The following is a 16,999-nucleotide window of genomic DNA, read 5'->3' on the forward strand; positions in this document are numbered from 1 at the left end:
TGCTACGCTGCCCTGAACTAGTTAAGGTGTCAAGGAGGCGTGGTGGCGGTCGACGTGCGGAAGGCGGTGCGCGTCGCACTGGACCTGCTGGAGGCGGAGGGGCTGGACAAGCTCACCGTGCGGCGGCTGGCCACGGCGCTCGGGGTCAAGGCGCCCGCGCTGTACTGGCATTTCGCGAGCAAGCGGGCGCTGCTCGATCACCTGGCGGACGCGATGGTGGCGCCGGTGGTCGACCGGCTGCCGCCGCCCGGCGGGCCCTGGCTCGAGTGGGTGGAAAACGCGGCCACGGCGCTGCGCGGCGCGCTGCTGAGCCATCGCGATGGCGCGCGCGTGGCGCTCGGTGCGGACCTGGTCGTCGCCCGTTCGCTCGGGGAGTTCGCCGAGCGAACGGTGGAAGTCCTGCACACAGCGGGGTTTTCGCTCGCCGACGCCACCCGCGTGGCCGGGGTGCTCGTGCAGTTCGTGCTCGGCCGGGCCGTCGAGGAGCAGGCGCGGCCGGACCCCGCGGGGGAGGCCGCTGTGCTGCCGTCGATCCCGTTCCCGTTGATGGTGCGGGGGATGCGTGAACGGCACGAGGCGGGTGCGACCGCGGAGGACGATTTCCGGTTCGCGCTGGGCATCCTGCTCGCGGGGCTGAGGTCCCTGCGTTAGAGGTCCGGCAGCCCGAGGTCGAGGTTCGGCGCCTGGAGCCCGCCGTCGACCTCCAGCACCTTGCCCGTGACGTACGCGCCCGCGGGTGAGGCGAGGAACAGGATCGCCGCGGCGACGTCCTCCGGGTCCCCGATGCGGCGCAACGGCGTAGCGGACTCCATCCGCTCGCGGATCTCCGGGTTGCCCGTCACGAGGTCGAGCGCGGACGTCGCCACCGAACCGACCGCGATGGCGTTCACGCGGATCTTCGGCGCGAGGTCGAACGCCGCCAGGCGCGTGTAGTGGGCGAGCGCCGCCTTCGCCGTGCCGTACGCCGCGAAGCCGCGTCCCGCGATGCGGCCCATGTTCGACGAGATGTTGACCACCGCACCGCCGCCGGCTTCGAGCATCGCGGGCGCGGCCGCCGTCGTCAGCGCGTGCGCGGTGGCGACGTTGAACCGGAACGCCTCCTCGAGGAACTCCGCCGTGGTTTCCAGCAACGGCCGCGGGTACGTGCCGCCGACGTTGTTCACCACGATGTCCAGCCGCCCGAACGCCTCTACGGCGGCGGTGGCGAGCCCGGCGGCGGCCGCGGGATCGCTGAGGTCCGTGGGCACGACGTGGGCTTTCCGGCCGGTGGCGGCGATCCGCTCGGCCACGGCCGTGAGATCCGGCTCGGTGCGGGAGGAGACGACGACGTCGGCGCCCGCCTCGGCCAGGGCGACCGCGGCCGCCGCGCCGATGCCGCGCCCGGACCCGGTGACGACGGCGACCTTGCCGGACACCCGGAAGCGATCCAGGATCATGGCCGGAACTGTAACAGGTTCTACCGCCGGGCGGAGGTCGCGAGCGCGCGGCTCGTCCCCGCCGCCGCCTCGGCCACGGCGTCGACGTCCGGAGAGTAGCGGCTCATGAACCCGCTCAGGTGCAGTACCGCGAACCCGTGTGCGGCCGCGATGTGCTGCTGCAGCAGGTCGAGTGCCGCCTGCGCGTCGCCCGTCAGCTCCAGCGCGATCGGCAGCAGGACGTCCATCACCGCGCGGCCCGCGTCGCCGAGCGCGGGATCGGCGAGCGGGCGCAGCTGCTCGGCGAAGATCAGGTCGAACCCGGCGCGGTGCCGCACCACGAACCGCACGTAGACCGCCGCGGTCGCCGCAAGCGCTTCCGCCGGGTCGGCGGTCTCCCGCACCGACGCGCGCAGGTCGGCGGCGAGCACCTCCGCCGCCCGGGTCGCGGCGGCCTTCAGCAGCGCCAGCCGGGTGGGGAAGTGCCGGTAGGGCGCGCCGGGACTGACGCCGGTGCGACGAGCCGCTTCGGCGACCGACAACGCGTCGATCCCGCGCTCCGCGATCAGCGTCAACGCCGCTTCGACGAGCGCGGCCCGGAGGTCGCCGTGGTGGTAGCTCTCGCGCTTCGGCACCCGACCAGAGTAATGTAAGAAGGGTCTTACATTTTTCGGAAGGAGTCCCGATGACGGGAATCGAAGGCAAGGTCGTCGCGATCACGGGTGCCGGCAGCGGGATCGGCGAGGCGACGGCGGTGCTGCTCGCCGAGCGCGGGGCCAAGGTCGTGCTGGGCGCGCGGCGCGCGGAACGCCTCGAGGCGGTGGCCAAGCGCATCGGGAACGACGGCGGGGAGGCGGCCTTCGCGGTCACGGACGTGACCCGGCGCGAGGACCTCGCCGGGCTCGTGGAGGTCGCGCGGGAGCGGTTCGGCAGGCTCGACGTGTTCGTGAACAACGCGGGTGTCGGCCTGATCTCGCTGATCGACGAACTGCGCGTCGACGACTGGGACGAGATGATCGACGTGAACCTGAAGGGGGTGCTGTACGGCATCGCGGCGGCCCTGCCGGTGTTCCGCGCGCAGGGCTCGGGCCAGTTCGTCACGATCGCCTCGACGGCGGCGTACCGCACGAAGCCGGTCCAGACGGTCTACTCGGCGACGAAGGTCGCGGTGCGCACGGTGTGCGACGGGCTGCAGCAGGAGGCTGGCGACAGCCTGCGGGTCACGACCATCTCGCCGGGCATGATCTCGACGGAGTTCGCCGAGCGGATGGACCCGGAGGTGCGGGCGCAGATCTCCGCGAACATGGCGGACATCGGCATCACCCCGGACGCCGTCGCCCGGGCGGTCGCGTTCGCGGTGGAACAGCCCGACGACGTGGACGTGAGCGAGATCGTCGTGCGCCCGACGGCGCAGAGCTGAGCCTCAAACCGGCCGCACCGGGGCGACGACGAGGTCGCCCCGGGTGGCGGTCAGGACGTCCGCCGTGGCGCCGTAGTGGCGCTGGAGTGCTTGCGGCGTCAGGACTTCCGCAGGTGTTCCCGACGCCACTACCGCGCCGTCCGACAGCAGGAGCACGTGGTCGGCGTACTGCGCCGCGAACGTCAGATCGTGCAATGTGGACACCACCGTGGTGCCGTCCTCGCGGCGCAGCCGGTCGATCAGCTCCAGCAGCGCCTGCGCGTGCCCGAGGTCGAGCCCGGTCGTCGGCTCGTCGAGCAGCAGCAGCCCCGCCCGCTGCGCCAGCACGCGCGCGAGCACCGCGCGCTGCCGTTCACCGCCGGACAGCTTGCCGAGGCGGCGCCCCGCCAGCGCGGACAGGTCGAGCCTGGCGAGCACTTCGTCCACAACGGACAGATCGGCCGCACCCTCGCGCGCGAGCGGGCGCAGGTGCGGGGTGCGGCCGAGCAGGGCGTAGTCGGTCACCGTCAGCCCGTCCGGCAGCACCGGGTCCTGTGGCGCGTAACCGAGCTGCCGCGCCTTTTCCTTGCGGGACAACGAGTGCACCGGCCGCCCGTCGACGAGGATCCGGCCGGCGCCGGGCAGCAGCCCCGCCATCGCCTTGAGCAGGGTCGACTTCCCGGCGCCGTTCGGCCCGACGACGGCCAGCCAGCCGCCACCGCGCACCGACACGGACACGTCACGCACGACCGGATCCCGTTCGTACCCCGCGGACACCTTTTCCAGCCGTAGCGCGGTCATGACACCTTCCCCCGCGAAGAACGCAGCACCGCCACGAAGAACGGCGCCCCGGCGAACGCGGTCACCACGCCCAGCGGCAGCTCGCCCGGCATGATCGTGCGCGCCACCTGGTCCGCCGCGATCAGGAACACCGCCCCGCCCAGCAGCGAAAGCGGGACCACCACGCGGTAACTGGCCCCGGCGAGCAGCCGCACCACGTGGGGCACCACGATGCCGACGAACCCGATCAGCCCGCTCACCGACACCGCCGCCGCCGTCGCCAGCGAGGCCGCCGCGAGCAGCAGCAGCCGGACGCGCGCGGGGTGGACGCCGAGCGATTCCGCTTCCGCGTCGCCGAGGGACAGCACGTCGAGCAGGCGCGCCGAAACGCACAGGATCACCGCCGCCACCGCGATGTACGGCAGCGCGATGAGCACCTCCCGCCAGCCGCTGACGTTCAGCCCGCCCAGCAGCCACGTGTACACCTGCCGGATCGTCTCCGTGTTGAGCTGCTGCGCGAACGTCTGCACCGCGGACAGGAACGACCCCACCGCGACCCCGGCGAGCAGCAGCGTCCCCGTGCCCCGCCCGGCGGAACGGCCGAGCAGCCACGACAACCCCACACCGCCGAGCGCGCCCGCGAACGCGGCGGGCGGCACCCAGCCGCCGGGGTCCGGCATGACGACGACCACGATCGTCGCCGCCATCCCCGCCCCCGCCGCCGCGCCCAGCAGGTACGGGTCGGCCAGCGGGTTGCGGAACACGCCCTGGAACGTCGCGCCCGACATGGCGAGCGCGGCGCCGACGAGCCCCGCGAGCAGCACCCTGGGCACGCGCAGCTGCCAGACGATCGCGGCTTCCCTTGCCGTCAACGGAGAACGCCCGCCCGTGACCTCCGCCACGAGCTCGCCCAGCACCCGCCGCCAGCCCAGGTCCGCGGCTCCGATGAGGACCGCGAGCGCGAGGACCACCAGCAGGACGAGGACCGCGACGACCACGACCCACGGGCGCAGCCGGGTGACGTGCGTCCTACTTGCCCGCATCGGTCACGGCGGCCGAGACCGCCCGGACGAGTTCGACGACCCGCGGGCTCCACCGGGACGCGATGTCGTCGTCGAGCGGGAACACGTGCCCCTCCTTCACGGCGGTCAGCGTGTTCCACCCCGGGCGCGCGCCGACGGTCTGCGCGTTCTGCCCGCAGCACCTCGTGTCGGCGAGGAAAACGAGATCCGGGTCGGCCTGCAAAATGCGTTCTGCAGAAAGCTGGGGATAGCCGCCGGAAATCGACGGGTCGTTCCCGTCCGCGATGTTCGTCAGCCCGAAGCGCGCGAGCACCTGCCCGATGAAGGTCTTCGACGTCGCGCTGTAGTAGGTCTGGTCCAGCTCGTAGTAAAAGCTCAACGGCCGCACCGGTTTCGGCGTGTCCGCCACGATCCGGTCGACGTCGGCGCGGGTCTGCCTGGCCAGGCTCTCGCCCTCGGCCTGGTGCCCGGTCGCGCGCCCGAGCTGCACGAACTCGTCGTACGCCTCGTCGAGGGTCTTCGCGTCGGGCATGACCAGCGTCCTCGTGCCGGTCTTGGCCAGCGCCGCGGCGAGGCCCGTCGTGTCGGCGGACGCGACGACCAGGTCGGGCCGGTAGCTCGCGATCGCCTCGGGATCGGGGCTGAGCGCGGAAAGCGGCGTGTGCGGCGCCTGCGCCGGGTAGTCGGACTGCGAGTCGACGGCGACCACCTGCGGGCCCGCACCCAGCGCGAACAGGGTTTCGGTCGCGGACGGGGACAGCGACACGATCCGGGTGGGCCGGGCCGGGATGGTCACCTGGCCGATCGTCACCGGGAAGCTCGCCTCGGTGTCGGGTGCGGCGTTCGACGCCTCGTCCTGCGGGTGCGAAGCGCAAGCGGAGAGTACGAGCAACAGCACGAGCAGTAGCGGGAACCTGCGCGTCATGGGACCTCTGTCAAGCGGGGGTTGGTGCGCGGCAGGCGGACCCGGCCGGACCGGACACAGCGTGTCGAAGTGATCACCCCGCGCGTTGTCGCCTTCCGCGCGTCCCTGGTCGGCAAGCCGCTGACCAGCGTGAGGAACGCTACCACCGCGAGAACTGGCCGGTTCCGGCAATGCTCACGTAATCTTGACGGGATCCGCGTGACCTACCCTGGAGCCGCTCCTCCCCGGAACGAGCGCATCAAGAACGAAGTCGTTCGCCGCAGCCAGATCGTTACCTCTCCGAGAAGAAAATCTCCTCTGCGAGAGGGTGCTGTCGTGTTTCCTGGGTGTTAAGGTCGCGCTAATCAGCGGGCCATCGTCGTCCCGAGCACAGCAGGACCGGGGGAACTTTCCGAACTGAGCACGACGACGACGAAGGAGGTCCCCGCATGATCTTCTCCGCCAACCCGGGCAAGCAGGGTCTGTACGACCCGGCCATGGAACAGGACTCCTGCGGTGTCGCCATGGTGGCCGACATCCGCGGGCGGAGTTCGCACAGCATCGTCACCGACGGCTTGACGGCGTTGATGAACCTCGACCACCGCGGCGCCGCGGGGGCAGAGCCGACCTCGGGTGACGGTGCCGGGATCCTGGTGCAGCTGCCGGACGGGCTGCTGCGCGAGGTGACCGGTTTCGCCCTGCCCGAGCCGGATGTCCAGGGGCGGCACCGGTACGCGGCGGGGATCGCGTTCCTGCCCGCGGAGGTGGAGCAGCGGGCCAAGGCCGTGTCGCTGATCGAGCGGCTGGCCGAGGAGGAGGGCCTGGACGTGCTCGGCTGGCGCGAAGTGCCGGCCGACGCGGACGCCGCGGACATCGGGCCGACCGCGCGCTCGGTGATGCCGCACTTCTCGATGCTCTTCGTGGCGGGCAAGGCGGACGCCGACGGTGTCCGTCCCGCCGGGATCGACCTGGACCGGCTCGCGTTCTGCCTGCGCAAGCGCGTGGAGCACGAGAGCGTGGTCGCGGAGTGCGGCACGTACTTCCCGTCGCTGTCGGCGCGAACGCTGGTGTACAAGGGAATGGTGACGCCGGAGCAGCTGCCGGCGTTCTTCGCCGACCTGCGTGACGAGCGGCTCACATCCGCGATCGCCTTGGTGCACAGCCGGTTCTCCACCAACACCTTCCCGTCGTGGCCGCTGGCGCACCCCTTCCGCTACGTCGCGCACAACGGTGAGATCAACACCGTCCGCGGCAACCGCAACCGCATGCGGGCCCGTGAGGCGCTGCTGGAGTCCGACCTGATCCCCGGCGACCTTTCGCGCCTGTACCCGATCTGCTCGCCGGAGGCCTCGGACTCCGCGTCCTTCGACGAGGTGCTGGAGCTGCTGCACCTGGGCGGCCGCAGCCTGCCGCACGCGGTGCTGATGATGATCCCGGAGGCGTGGGAGAACCACGCGACGATGGACCCGGAGCGCCGCGCGTTCTACCAGTTCCACTCGAACCTGATGGAGCCGTGGGACGGCCCTGCGTGCGTCACCTTCACCGACGGCACGCTCGTCGGCGCGGTGCTGGACCGCAACGGGCTGCGTCCCGCGCGCTGGTGGCGCACCGCGGACGACCGCGTGGTGCTGGCCAGCGAGGCCGGTGTCCTGGACGTACCGCCGGACAAGGTGGTCGCGAAGGGACGGCTCAAGCCGGGCCGGATGTTCCTCGTGGACACCGGCGAGGGCAAGCTTGTCGCCGACGACGAGATCAAGTCCGCGCTCGCGCGCCAGCAGCCGTACGGCGAGTGGGTGCACGCGGGCCTGCTGCAGCTGGCCGACCTGCCCGACCGCGACCACGTGACGCAGAGCCATGATTCGGTGCTGCGGCGCCAGCTTTCCTTCGGCTACACCGAGGAGGAGCTGAAGATCCTGCTCGCGCCGATGGCGCAGAAGGGTGCGGAGCCGATCGGCTCGATGGGCACCGACACCCCGCCCGCCGTGCTGTCCAAGCGATCCCGCCAGCTCTACGACTACTTCAAGCAGAACTTCGCGCAGGTGACCAACCCGCCGCTGGACGCGATCCGCGAGGAGCTGGTCACGTCCATGAGCCGGATCATGGGCCCCGAGCGCAACCTGCTCGACCCGGGACCGGCGTCGTGCCGGCACATCGAGCTGCCGTACCCGGTCATCGACAACGACGAGCTCGCCAAGCTCATCCACATCAACGACGACGGCGACCTGCCGGGCTTCGCCTGCACCGTCCTTTCCGGACTGTTCGAAGTGGACGGTGGCGGCAAGGCGCTGGCGGAGGCGATCGAGCGCGTGCGCCGCGAGGCGTCCGAGGCGATCGCGGCCGGTGCCCGCACGCTCGTGCTGTCCGACCGCGACTCCGACCACCGGATGGCGCCGATCCCGTCGCTGCTGCTGGTCTCCGCGGTGCACCACCACCTGGTGCGCACCAAGGAGCGGCTGCGCGTCGCGCTCGTCGTGGAGTCCGGTGACGCCCGCGAGGTGCACCACATCGCGCTGCTGCTCGGTTACGGCGCGGCGGCGGTGAACCCCTACCTGGCGTTCGAGACCATCGAGGACCTGATCAACCAGGGCATGCTCACCGGCATCGAGCCGCGGCAGGCCGTGCGCAACTACGTCAAGGCGCTCGTCAAGGGCGTGCAGAAGATCATGTCCAAGATGGGCATCTCGACGGTGTCCGCCTACACGGCGGCGCAGGTGTTCGAGTGCCTCGGCCTGTCGCAGGACGTGCTGGACGAGTACTTCACCGGCACCGTGTCGAAGCTCGGCGGCGTCGGGCTGGACGTGCTGGCCGAAGAGGTCGCGATGCGGCACCGCCGCGCGTACCCGGACAACCCGACCGACCGCGTGCACCGCAGGCTGGACACCGGCGGCGAGTACGCCTACCGCCGCGAGGGCGAGCTGCACCTGTTCACGCCGGAGACGGTGTTCCTGCTGCAGCACGCGTCGAAGACCCGGCGCGACGAGGCGTACCGCGCGTACACCGAGGAGGTGCACCGCCTCGCCCGCGAGGGTGGCGCGCTGCGCGGGATGTTCAAGTTCAAGCAGGGCGAGCGTGAACCGGTCCCCATCGACGAGGTCGAGTCGATCGAGTCGATCTGCAAGCGCTTCAACACCGGTGCCATGTCGTACGGCTCGATCTCGGCCGAGGCGCACCAGACGCTCGCGATCGCGATGAACCGCATCGGCGGCCGGTCCAACACCGGTGAGGGTGGCGAGGACCCCGAGCGCCTGTACGACCCGGAGCGCCGCAGCGCGATCAAGCAGGTCGCGAGTGGACGGTTCGGTGTGACGAGCGAGTACCTCGTCAACGCCGACGACATCCAGATCAAGATGGCGCAGGGCGCGAAGCCCGGCGAGGGCGGCCAGCTGCCGCCGAACAAGGTGTACCCGTGGATCGCGCGCACCCGGCATTCGACGCCGGGCGTCGGCCTCATCTCGCCGCCGCCGCACCACGACATCTACTCCATCGAGGACCTGGCACAGCTGATCCACGACCTGAAGAACGCCAACGAGAAGGCCCGCATCCACGTGAAGCTGGTGTCCTCGCTCGGCGTCGGCACGGTCGCGGCCGGTGTGTCGAAGGCCCACGCGGACGTCGTGCTGATCTCCGGGCACGACGGCGGTACCGGTGCCTCCCCGATGAACTCGCTCAAGCACGCGGGCACGCCGTGGGAGATCGGGCTGGCCGAGACGCAGCAGACGCTGATGCTCAACGGCCTGCGTGACCGGATCACAGTGCAGGTGGACGGCGCGATGAAGACCGGGCGCGACGTGGTGGTCGCGGCGCTGCTCGGGGCCGAGGAGTACGGCTTCGCGACCGCGCCGCTCATCGTCGCGGGCTGCATCATGATGCGCGTGTGCCACCTGGACACCTGTCCGGTCGGTGTCGCGACGCAGAACCCGGACCTGCGCAAGCGGTACACCGGGCAGGCCGAGCACGTGGTGAACTACTTCCGGTTCGTGGCGCAGGAAGTGCGGGAAACCCTTGCCGCGCTGGGCTTCCGCACGCTCGACGAGGCGATCGGCCGGGCCGACGTGCTCGACGTCGACGAGGCCGTGGAGCACTGGAAGGCCAAGGGCCTCGACCTGAAGCCGATCTTCGAGGTCCCGACCGAGACCCCGTACGGCGGGGCGCGGCGCAAGGTCCGCGAGCAGGACCACGGCCTGGAGCACGCGCTGGACCGCACGCTCATCCAGCTCGCCGAGGCGGCGCTGGAGGACGCGCACCCGGTGCGCCTGGAACTGCCGGTGCGCAACGTGAACCGGACGGTCGGCACGCTGCTCGGGTCGGAGATCACCCGCCGCTACGGCGGTGAAGGCCTGCCCGACGGCACGATCCACGTGCGGCTCCTGGGGTCGGCCGGGCAGTCGCTCGGCGCGTTCCTGCCGCGGGGCGTGACGCTGGAGATGGTCGGCGACGCCAACGACTACGTCGGCAAGGGACTGTCGGGCGGGCGGATCATCGTGCGCCCGCACCCGGACGCGACGTTCGCCGCGGAGCGGCAGGTAATCGCGGGCAACACGCTCGCCTACGGCGCGACCGGCGGCGAGATGTTCCTGCGTGGCCAGGTCGGCGAGCGGTTCTGCGTCCGCAACTCCGGTGCCACGGTCGTGGCCGAGGGCGTGGGGGACCACGCGTTCGAGTACATGACCGGCGGGCGGGCCGTGGTGCTCGGGCCGACGGGGCGGAACGTCGCGGCCGGCATGTCGGGCGGGATCGCCTACGTGCTGGACCTCGACCACGCGCGGGTCAACGACGAGATGGTCGACCTGCTCCCGCTGGAGCCGGAGGACCTGAGCTGGCTCAAGGAAATCGTGACGCGGCACCACGAGCTGACCCGCTCGACCGTCGCCGCGTCACTGCTCGGCGACTGGCCACGGCGGTCGGCGTCGTTCACGAAGGTCATGCCGCGTGACTACGCGCGCGTGCTGCAGGCGATGAAGACGGCGAAGGCAACGGGGCGCGACGTCGACGAGGCAGTGATGGAGGCTGCTAATGGCTGACCCCCGCGGTTTTCTCAAGTTCGAGCGCGAGGAGCCGAAGAAGCGCCCGCGTGACGAGCGCGTGCAGGACTGGCGCGAGGTCTACGCGTACACCTCCTCGGAGGAGCGCAACAAGAAGGTGCGCACGCAGGCGACGCGCTGCATGGACTGCGGCATCCCGTTCTGCCACTCCGGCAGTTCCGGCTGCCCGCTGGGCAACCTGATCCCGGAGTGGAACGACCTCGTGCGCCAGGGCCACTGGGCCGCGGCGAGCGACCGGCTGCACGCGACCAACAACTTCCCCGAGTTCACCGGGAAGCTGTGCCCCGCGCCGTGCGAGGCGGGCTGCACGCTGTCGATCTCGCCGCTGTCGGGCGGGCCCGTCGCGATCAAGCAGGTCGAGGCGACGATCGCCGACCAGTCCTGGGAAATGGGCATCGTGGAGCCGCAGGTCGCCGAGGTGTCCTCGGGGCAGCGGGTCGCGGTCGTCGGTTCCGGGCCGGCGGGTCTCGCGGCGGCGCAGCAGCTGACGCGCGCCGGGCACGAGGTGACCGTGTACGAGCGGGACGACCGGCTCGGCGGGCTGCTGCGTTACGGCATCCCCGAGTTCAAGATGGAGAAGAAGCACCTCGACCGCCGTCTCGCGCAGTTGCGCAAGGAGGGCACGAAGTTCGTCACCGGCTGCGAGGTCGGCGTGGACCTGACGGTCGAGGAGCTGCGGGCCCGGCACGACGCGGTGGTGCTGGCGGTCGGCGCGCTGCGCGGCCGTGACGACACGACGAAGCCGGGGCGCGAGCTCAAGGGTGTCCACCTCGCGATGGAGCACCTCGTGCAGGCGAACAAGCAGTGCGAGGGCGACGGGCCGCCGGAGATCGACGCCAAGGGCAAGCACGTCATCGTCATCGGCGGTGGCGACACGGGCGCCGACTGCTACGGCACCGCGACCCGGCAGGGCGCGTTGTCGGTGACGCAGCTGGACCAGTACCCGATGCCGCCGGCCACGCGTGACGACGAGCGTTCGCCGTGGCCGACCTGGCCGTACATCCTGCGCACCTACCCGGCGCACGAGGAGGGCGGCGAGCGCCTGTTCGGGGTCGCCGTGAAGCGGTTCGTGGGCGACGAGAACGGGCACGTGCGGGCGATCGAGCTGCAGAAGGTGCGCGTCTCGCGCGACGAGTCGGGGCGGCGGCAGGTCCTCCCGGTGAGCGACGAGGTCGAGGAGATCCCGGCGGACCTGGTGCTGCTGGCGATCGGTTTCGAGGGTGTCGAGGAGATGCGCCTGCTGGACGACCTGGGCATCGAGCTGAACCGGCAGGGCCGCATCACGTGTGGCGCGGACTGGCAGACCGACGCCCCCGGCGTCTTCGTCTGCGGTGACGCCCACCGCGGCGCTTCCCTGGTCGTGTGGGCGATCGCGGAGGGCCGCTCGGTGGCGAACGCCGTCGACGCGTACCTGACGGGCGCCTCGGACCTCCCCGCACCCGTCCATCCCACGGCGCTGCCGCTCGCGGTCGTCTAACGCGCACCCCCCGATCCGACGGGCACCCGGCACTGGCGCCGGGTGCCCGTTTCTTTTGTCTCAGCGAACTCTCAGCAGTGAGCGCGCACACGTGGCGGCGCGTCGGGAACGCCGGTTCACTGGCGTCATTCACAGGGGCGTCTTCTCAGGGGTGAAAATGGACAAAGGGGTGTTCGCGAGACTCGGGCGGCTGGTCGTGCACCGGCCGTGGTGGGTGATCGGCGCGTGGGTGCTGCTGGCGGTCGTCGTGATCGCGACGGCGCCGGCGTTGCCGAAGAGCACCGACGAGAGCGACGCGCTGCCACGGGACTACGAGTCGATCCAGGCGGCGACCCTGGGGCAGCAGGCTTTTCCCAGCGCCTTCACCCCGTCCATGATCATCGTGTTCGAGCGCGCCGACGGCGCGGCACTGTCCACACAGGACTCGGCGAAGGTCAACCAGGTCGTCACCGATCTCGGCAACAAGCACCTGCCCGACGTCGAGGCCGTGCTACCCGCGCAGCCTTCGCCCAACAACCTCGTGCAGCTGTCCGCGGTGAAGATGCCTCAGGTGTCCGGCCCCAACGCGCAGGAGCTGACGAAGTCGGCGAAGGCGTTGCGCACCGAGCTGCAGACGCTCGTCGCGGGCAGCGACCTCAAGGCGGGCACGACGGGAACCGTTGCGCAGCAACTGGATTCGCAGGAGTCGTCGAGCGACTCGGACGCCATCGTCGGTATCGCGACCGTGTTGCTGATCCTCGTGCTGCTGCTGGTGATCTTCCGCAGCCCGATCATCGCGTTGCTGCCGATCGTGCTCATCGGCGTCGTCTCGCAGGTCGCGAACGGGCTCATCAGCTGGATCGTGAAGCTGTTCGGGATGCAGGCCGACAGCTCCATCTCGTCGATCCTCATCGTCGTGTTGTTCGGCGTCGGCACCGACTACATCCTGTTCCTGATGTTCCGCTACCGCGAACGGCTGCGGGCCGGGGACGAACCGAAGCAGGCGATGGTGACGGCGGTCAGCCGCGTCGGCGAGGCGATCACGTCGGCGGCCGCGGTTGTCGTCATCGCGTTCCTCACGATGGCGCTGTCGTCGTTCGGGTTCTTCCGCTCGATGGGTCCCTCGCTCGCGATCGCCGTCGCCGTGACACTGCTGGCCGGGCTCACGCTGGTGCCCGCCGTGGTTTCGCTGCTGGGCACCAAGGTGTTCTGGCCGTCCAAGGCGTGGCGCCGGGAACCGGAAGCCGCGCGGTTCGCCGCGGTCGGCCGTGCGGTGGGGCGCCGGCCCGCGTTGTTCGCGGCCGTGTCCGGCGTGGTCATGGTGGCGCTGGCGATCGGGCTGGTGAACTTCAACCCGACGTTCGACCTCGCGTCCGGCTCGATGCCCGACACCGCCGAATCGCAGGTCGCGATGAAGTCGCTGGAGAAAGGCCTGCCGCCGGGCGCCACATCGCCGACCAACGTGTACGTGCACAGCGAGAACGGCGCCCCGCTGAACCAGGCTTCGCTCGCCGGGTTCGGTAACGACCTCAAGGGCGTGCCCGGTGTGGGGCAGGTCGGGCAGCCGCAGCTGAGCAAGGACGGCCTGACGGCGAACTACTCGGTCACCCTCACGGCGGACCCGGCCTCCGACGCCGCGATCGGCACCGTGTCGGGCCCGCTGCGGGACACCGCGCACGCGTCCGCGCCGTCCGGTACCAAGGCGCTCGTCGGCGGCGTCACGGCCGTGTACGTGGACATCCAGGCCACGATGAACCGCGACTACCGGGTGGTGTTCCCGGTGGCGGCGGTGCTGATCATGCTCGTGCTGGGGCTGATGCTGCGCAGCGTCGTGTCGCCGTGGTACGTGATGGCCTCGGTCGGGCTGGGCTTCGCGGCCACGCTGGGCGCGACGACGTGGCTGTTCCAGGGCATCGTCGGCGAGTCCGGGCTGATCTTCATGATCCCGCTGATCATCTACATGTTCGTGGTGGCGCTCGGCACGGACTACAACATCCTGATGATGGCGCGGCTGCGTGAGGAGGCGAAGGCCGGCAAGTCGCCCCGGGAGGCGGCGGCGCTGGCCATCCGGCACACCGGGCCCACGATCGCGGCGGCCGGCGTCATCCTGGCCGGCTCGCTGGGCGCGCTGATGCTCGCGGGCAACGCCCTGCTCGCCGAGATGGGCTTCGCGCTGGCGTTCGGCATCCTCGTGGCCGCGTTCGTGATGGCGATGTTCTTCGTGCCGAGCCTCACGGCGCTCGTCGGCAGGGCCGCCTGGTGGCCCGGCCACGGCGACCGCGCGGAGGCACCGGCCGAGCCGCGTGAGCCGGTCCACAGCGGACTGGGTTGATCCGCCCAGCCGCCTCCCCGGTGACCCGGACCAGATCACGGCCCACGCGACGACGTGGCACAACATCGCGACCGGACTCGGCGGCGGATCTCGCTGCCGCGATGCCGGCGGACGTCTGATGGTGGACCGATCCCGGGCGGACGCCCACCCCCAGTTCGTGAACGACCCGGCCGGCTGCCGGTCGCCGTGCCCGATCCGCCGGGCGCGGAGGCACCGGCCGAGCCGCGTGAGCCGGTGTACACCGGACGCGGCTGACCGGGGCGGGAGCGGGCGAATATCCTGGGTGTCGTGAACTGGACCGTGGACGTCCCCGTCGACACCCTTCCCGAACTGCCCCCGCTCCCGCCCGAGCTGCGCGAACGCCTCGACGACGCGCTGTCCCGCCCGGCCGCGCAGCAGCCGGAGTGGCCCGACCCGGACGCCACGCGGCGGGTGCGTGCCGTGCTGGAGAGCGTGCCGCCGATCACGGTGCCGGTCGAGATCGACCGGCTGCGGGAGCGGCTCGCGATGGTCGCGCGCGGCGAGGCGTTCCTGCTCCAGGGCGGCGACTGCGCGGAGACGTTCGAGTCCAACACCGAGCCGCACATCCGGGCGAACCTGCGCACGCTGCTGCAGATGGCCGTCGTGCTCACCTACGGCGCCAGCCTGCCCGTCGTGAAGGTCGGCCGCATCGCCGGGCAGTACGCCAAGCCGCGGTCCAACGCCACCGACGCGCTGGGCCTGCCGGTCTACCGCGGCGACATCGTGAACTCGCTGGTCGCCAAGCCCGAGCTGCGGGTGCCGGACCCGGGCCGGATGATCCGCGCGTACGCCAACGCGGGCGCGGCGATGAACCTGGTGCGCGCGCTGACCGCGTCCGGGCTCGCCGACCTGACCAAGGTCCACGACTGGAACAAGGACTTCGTCCGCACCTCGCCCGCCGGTGAGCGGTACGAGGCGCTGGCCGGGGAGATCGACCGCGGCCTGCGGTTCATGTCGGCGTGCGGGGTGACCGACACCTCCCTGCACTCCACGGAGATCTTCGCCAGCCACGAGGCGCTGCTGCTGGACTACGAGCGCGCCCTGCTGCGGCTGGACAACGCCGACGCCGCGAACCCGAAGCTGTACAACCTGTCCTCGCACTTCCTGTGGATCGGGGAGCGCACGCGCCAGCTCGACGGGGCGCACATCGCGTTCGCGGAGCTGCTGGCCAACCCGATCGGCGTCAAGATCGGCCCGACGACCACCCCCGAGCAGGCGGTCGAGTACGTCGAGCGGCTCGACCCGCGCAACGAGGCAGGCCGCCTGACGCTCATCGCGCGCATGGGCAACGGCAAGGTGCGGGAGGTGCTGCCCGCGATCGTGGAGAAGGTCGAGGCCACCGGGCACAAGGTCATCTGGCAGTGCGACCCGATGCACGGCAACACGCACGAGTCGTCCACCGGCTACAAGACGCGGCACTTCGACCGCATCATCGACGAGGTGCAGGGCTTCTTCGAGGTGCACCACAAGCTGGGCAGCTACCCCGGTGGCATCCACGTCGAGCTGACCGGCGAGGACGTCACCGAGTGCCTGGGCGGTGCGCAGGAGATCTCCGACACCGACCTCGCCGGCCGCTACGAGACGGCCTGCGACCCGCGGCTGAACACCCAGCAGTCGCTCGAGCTGGCGTTCCTGGTCGCGGAGATGCTCCGCGGCTGAGGCGTCAGCGGCTGGTGTCGATGACGCAGAAGAGGTTGCCCTCGGTGTCGGCGAGCACGATGAAGTCCGGGTCCTCGGGGTAGCTGTCCCAGTCGACGCGCCGCGCCCCGAGCGACACCAGCCGCTCGACCTCGGCGGCCTGTTCGGCCGCGTTCCCGGCGTAGAGGTCCAGGTGCACGCGCGGGTGGTCCTGCACGGGTGACTCGCTCACGCCCAGCGCGAGCCCCGGGCCGCCCTCGGGCGGCACCAGCACGGCGAACCGGGCGCCGGGCTCCGGTTCGCCGTCACGCGGGACGAAGCCCAGCGCCTGCCGCCAGAAGGCGAGGGCGCGCGGCAGGTCGTCGACGCCGAGGACGGTGGTGCCCAGTCGCAGCATCGCTGGATGCTCTCACACCCGTCCGGACAGGCGGAACTCCGTGATCGTGCGCCACGGGCCGTGCTCGTCCTCGCCCGCGACGAGGCGGACGCGGTCGATGCGGGCGTGCACCGGCAGGTCCGCGACGATGTCCGTGGCGATGCGGCGCTTGCCCGCGGTGTCGCCGCTGCGGCCGTCGGCCACCGTCAGGTGCGGCACCGTGTCCGGGTGCTCGCCCGCGTAGGGCAGGTGCGCCGGAAAGCGCTTGCAGACCGCCGCGGTGAGCGCGCGGAAGTGCTCGTCCGGCTTGGGCTGCAACCACACCACGTCGTCGTCGAACCAGCGGACCTCGGTGAACGCGCAGTCGAACGCGGTCATCGCGCCCAGCGTCGCCGCCAGCACGTCGAGCGTCGCCGCGTCGATGCGGCTCGGGTGGACGAAGGGGTAGAGCACGGTCACGTGGGCGGGCACCGACGACGGGTGCGCGTCGGCCAGGCTGCGCCGGTGCGTGCTGACGAGCCGCTCGGTCTCGGGCACCGGGACGATGAGCGCGCTCCTCGTGGCGCGCGAAAGCCAAGCGGCAGTGGGGACCGGCATGCCTGCAGATTCTGCCC

General features: G+C 71.3%; 13 protein-coding genes. 6 read left to right on the top strand and 7 right to left on the bottom strand.

Annotated features, from left to right (window positions below; translation table 11 throughout):
• The first annotated feature begins 42 nt into the window (after nt 1–42).
• Complete coding sequence (locus ABFX51_RS11350) at nt 43–651, top strand: TetR/AcrR family transcriptional regulator C-terminal domain-containing protein (protein WP_346053695.1); 609 nt, start codon at nt 43–45, stop codon at nt 649–651.
• Here the strand turns inward: ABFX51_RS11350 and ABFX51_RS11355 are convergent.
• Together ABFX51_RS11355 and ABFX51_RS11360 are read right to left on the bottom strand one after the other, a co-directional pair.
• The gene (locus ABFX51_RS11355; RefSeq protein ID WP_346053696.1) at nt 648–1,436 is read right to left on the bottom strand and encodes an SDR family oxidoreductase; all 789 of its coding nucleotides are present in this window, start codon (nt 1,434–1,436) and stop codon (nt 648–650) included. The genes ABFX51_RS11350 and ABFX51_RS11355 overlap by 4 nt on opposite strands.
• Nucleotides 1,437–1,456: 20 nt before the next feature.
• Nucleotides 1,457–2,050, bottom strand: a complete 594-nt coding sequence (locus ABFX51_RS11360) for a TetR/AcrR family transcriptional regulator (RefSeq protein WP_091516178.1) — start codon at nt 2,048–2,050, stop codon at nt 1,457–1,459.
• Between the two features lie 50 nt (nt 2,051–2,100).
• Between ABFX51_RS11360 and ABFX51_RS11365 the strand changes: the two genes are divergently transcribed.
• Nucleotides 2,101–2,835 (top strand): SDR family oxidoreductase, encoded by a 735-nt coding sequence (locus ABFX51_RS11365; RefSeq protein ID WP_091516179.1) that lies wholly within the window; start codon nt 2,101–2,103, stop codon nt 2,833–2,835.
• A 3-nt stretch (nt 2,836–2,838) separates the two neighbouring features.
• Here the strand turns inward: ABFX51_RS11365 and ABFX51_RS11370 are convergent, their stop codons facing one another.
• The 3 genes from ABFX51_RS11370 to ABFX51_RS11380 are packed head-to-tail and all read right to left on the bottom strand — an operon-like array spanning nt 2,839 to nt 5,541.
• Nucleotides 2,839–3,615 (bottom strand): ABC transporter ATP-binding protein, encoded by a 777-nt coding sequence (locus ABFX51_RS11370; RefSeq protein ID WP_091512721.1) that lies wholly within the window; start codon nt 3,613–3,615, stop codon nt 2,839–2,841.
• On the bottom strand, nt 3,612–4,637 hold the full coding sequence (locus tag ABFX51_RS11375; protein WP_346053697.1) for a FecCD family ABC transporter permease: 1,026 nt from the start codon (nt 4,635–4,637) through the stop codon (nt 3,612–3,614). Before ABFX51_RS11375 ends, ABFX51_RS11370 begins: the two co-directional genes overlap by 4 nt.
• Complete coding sequence (locus ABFX51_RS11380) at nt 4,624–5,541, bottom strand: ABC transporter substrate-binding protein (protein WP_346053698.1); 918 nt, start codon at nt 5,539–5,541, stop codon at nt 4,624–4,626. The genes ABFX51_RS11375 and ABFX51_RS11380 overlap by 14 nt, the downstream gene beginning before the upstream one ends.
• A 428-nt stretch (nt 5,542–5,969) precedes the next feature.
• On the opposite strand from ABFX51_RS11380, the gene gltB reads away from it, so the two are divergent.
• The 4 genes from gltB to ABFX51_RS11400 all read left to right on the top strand — a co-directional run bounded on the left by gltB (nt 5,970) and on the right by ABFX51_RS11400 (nt 16,030).
• Nucleotides 5,970–10,541 (top strand): glutamate synthase large subunit, encoded by a 4,572-nt coding sequence (gene gltB, locus ABFX51_RS11385; RefSeq protein WP_346053699.1) that lies wholly within the window; start codon nt 5,970–5,972, stop codon nt 10,539–10,541.
• The gene (locus ABFX51_RS11390) at nt 10,534–12,039 is read left to right on the top strand and encodes a glutamate synthase subunit beta (protein WP_346053700.1); all 1,506 of its coding nucleotides are present in this window, start codon (nt 10,534–10,536) and stop codon (nt 12,037–12,039) included. Before gltB ends, ABFX51_RS11390 begins: the two co-directional genes overlap by 8 nt.
• Before the next feature lie 157 nt (nt 12,040–12,196).
• Complete coding sequence (locus tag ABFX51_RS11395; protein WP_346053701.1) at nt 12,197–14,350, top strand: MMPL family transporter; 2,154 nt, start codon at nt 12,197–12,199, stop codon at nt 14,348–14,350.
• 288 nt (nt 14,351–14,638) lie between these two features.
• Entirely contained in the window at nt 14,639–16,030 is a 1,392-nt protein-coding gene (locus tag ABFX51_RS11400) for a class II 3-deoxy-7-phosphoheptulonate synthase (RefSeq protein WP_177228874.1), read from the top strand.
• A gap of 4 nt (nt 16,031–16,034) precedes the next feature.
• Here ABFX51_RS11400 and ABFX51_RS11405 read toward each other — a convergent pair whose 3' ends face one another.
• Nucleotides 16,035–16,406, bottom strand: a complete 372-nt coding sequence (locus tag ABFX51_RS11405; RefSeq protein WP_091512731.1) for a VOC family protein — start codon at nt 16,404–16,406, stop codon at nt 16,035–16,037.
• A gap of 12 nt (nt 16,407–16,418) precedes the next feature.
• A complete protein-coding gene (locus tag ABFX51_RS11410) occupies nt 16,419–16,982 on the bottom strand; it encodes a 2'-5' RNA ligase family protein (RefSeq protein WP_346053702.1) in 564 nt (187 codons plus the stop codon).
• Between the last annotated feature and the right edge of the window lie 17 nt (nt 16,983–16,999).

Source organism: Amycolatopsis dongchuanensis, from assembly GCF_039542405.1.
In the GTDB taxonomy this organism is placed as follows: domain Bacteria; phylum Actinomycetota; class Actinomycetes; order Mycobacteriales; family Pseudonocardiaceae; genus Amycolatopsis_E; species Amycolatopsis_E sacchari.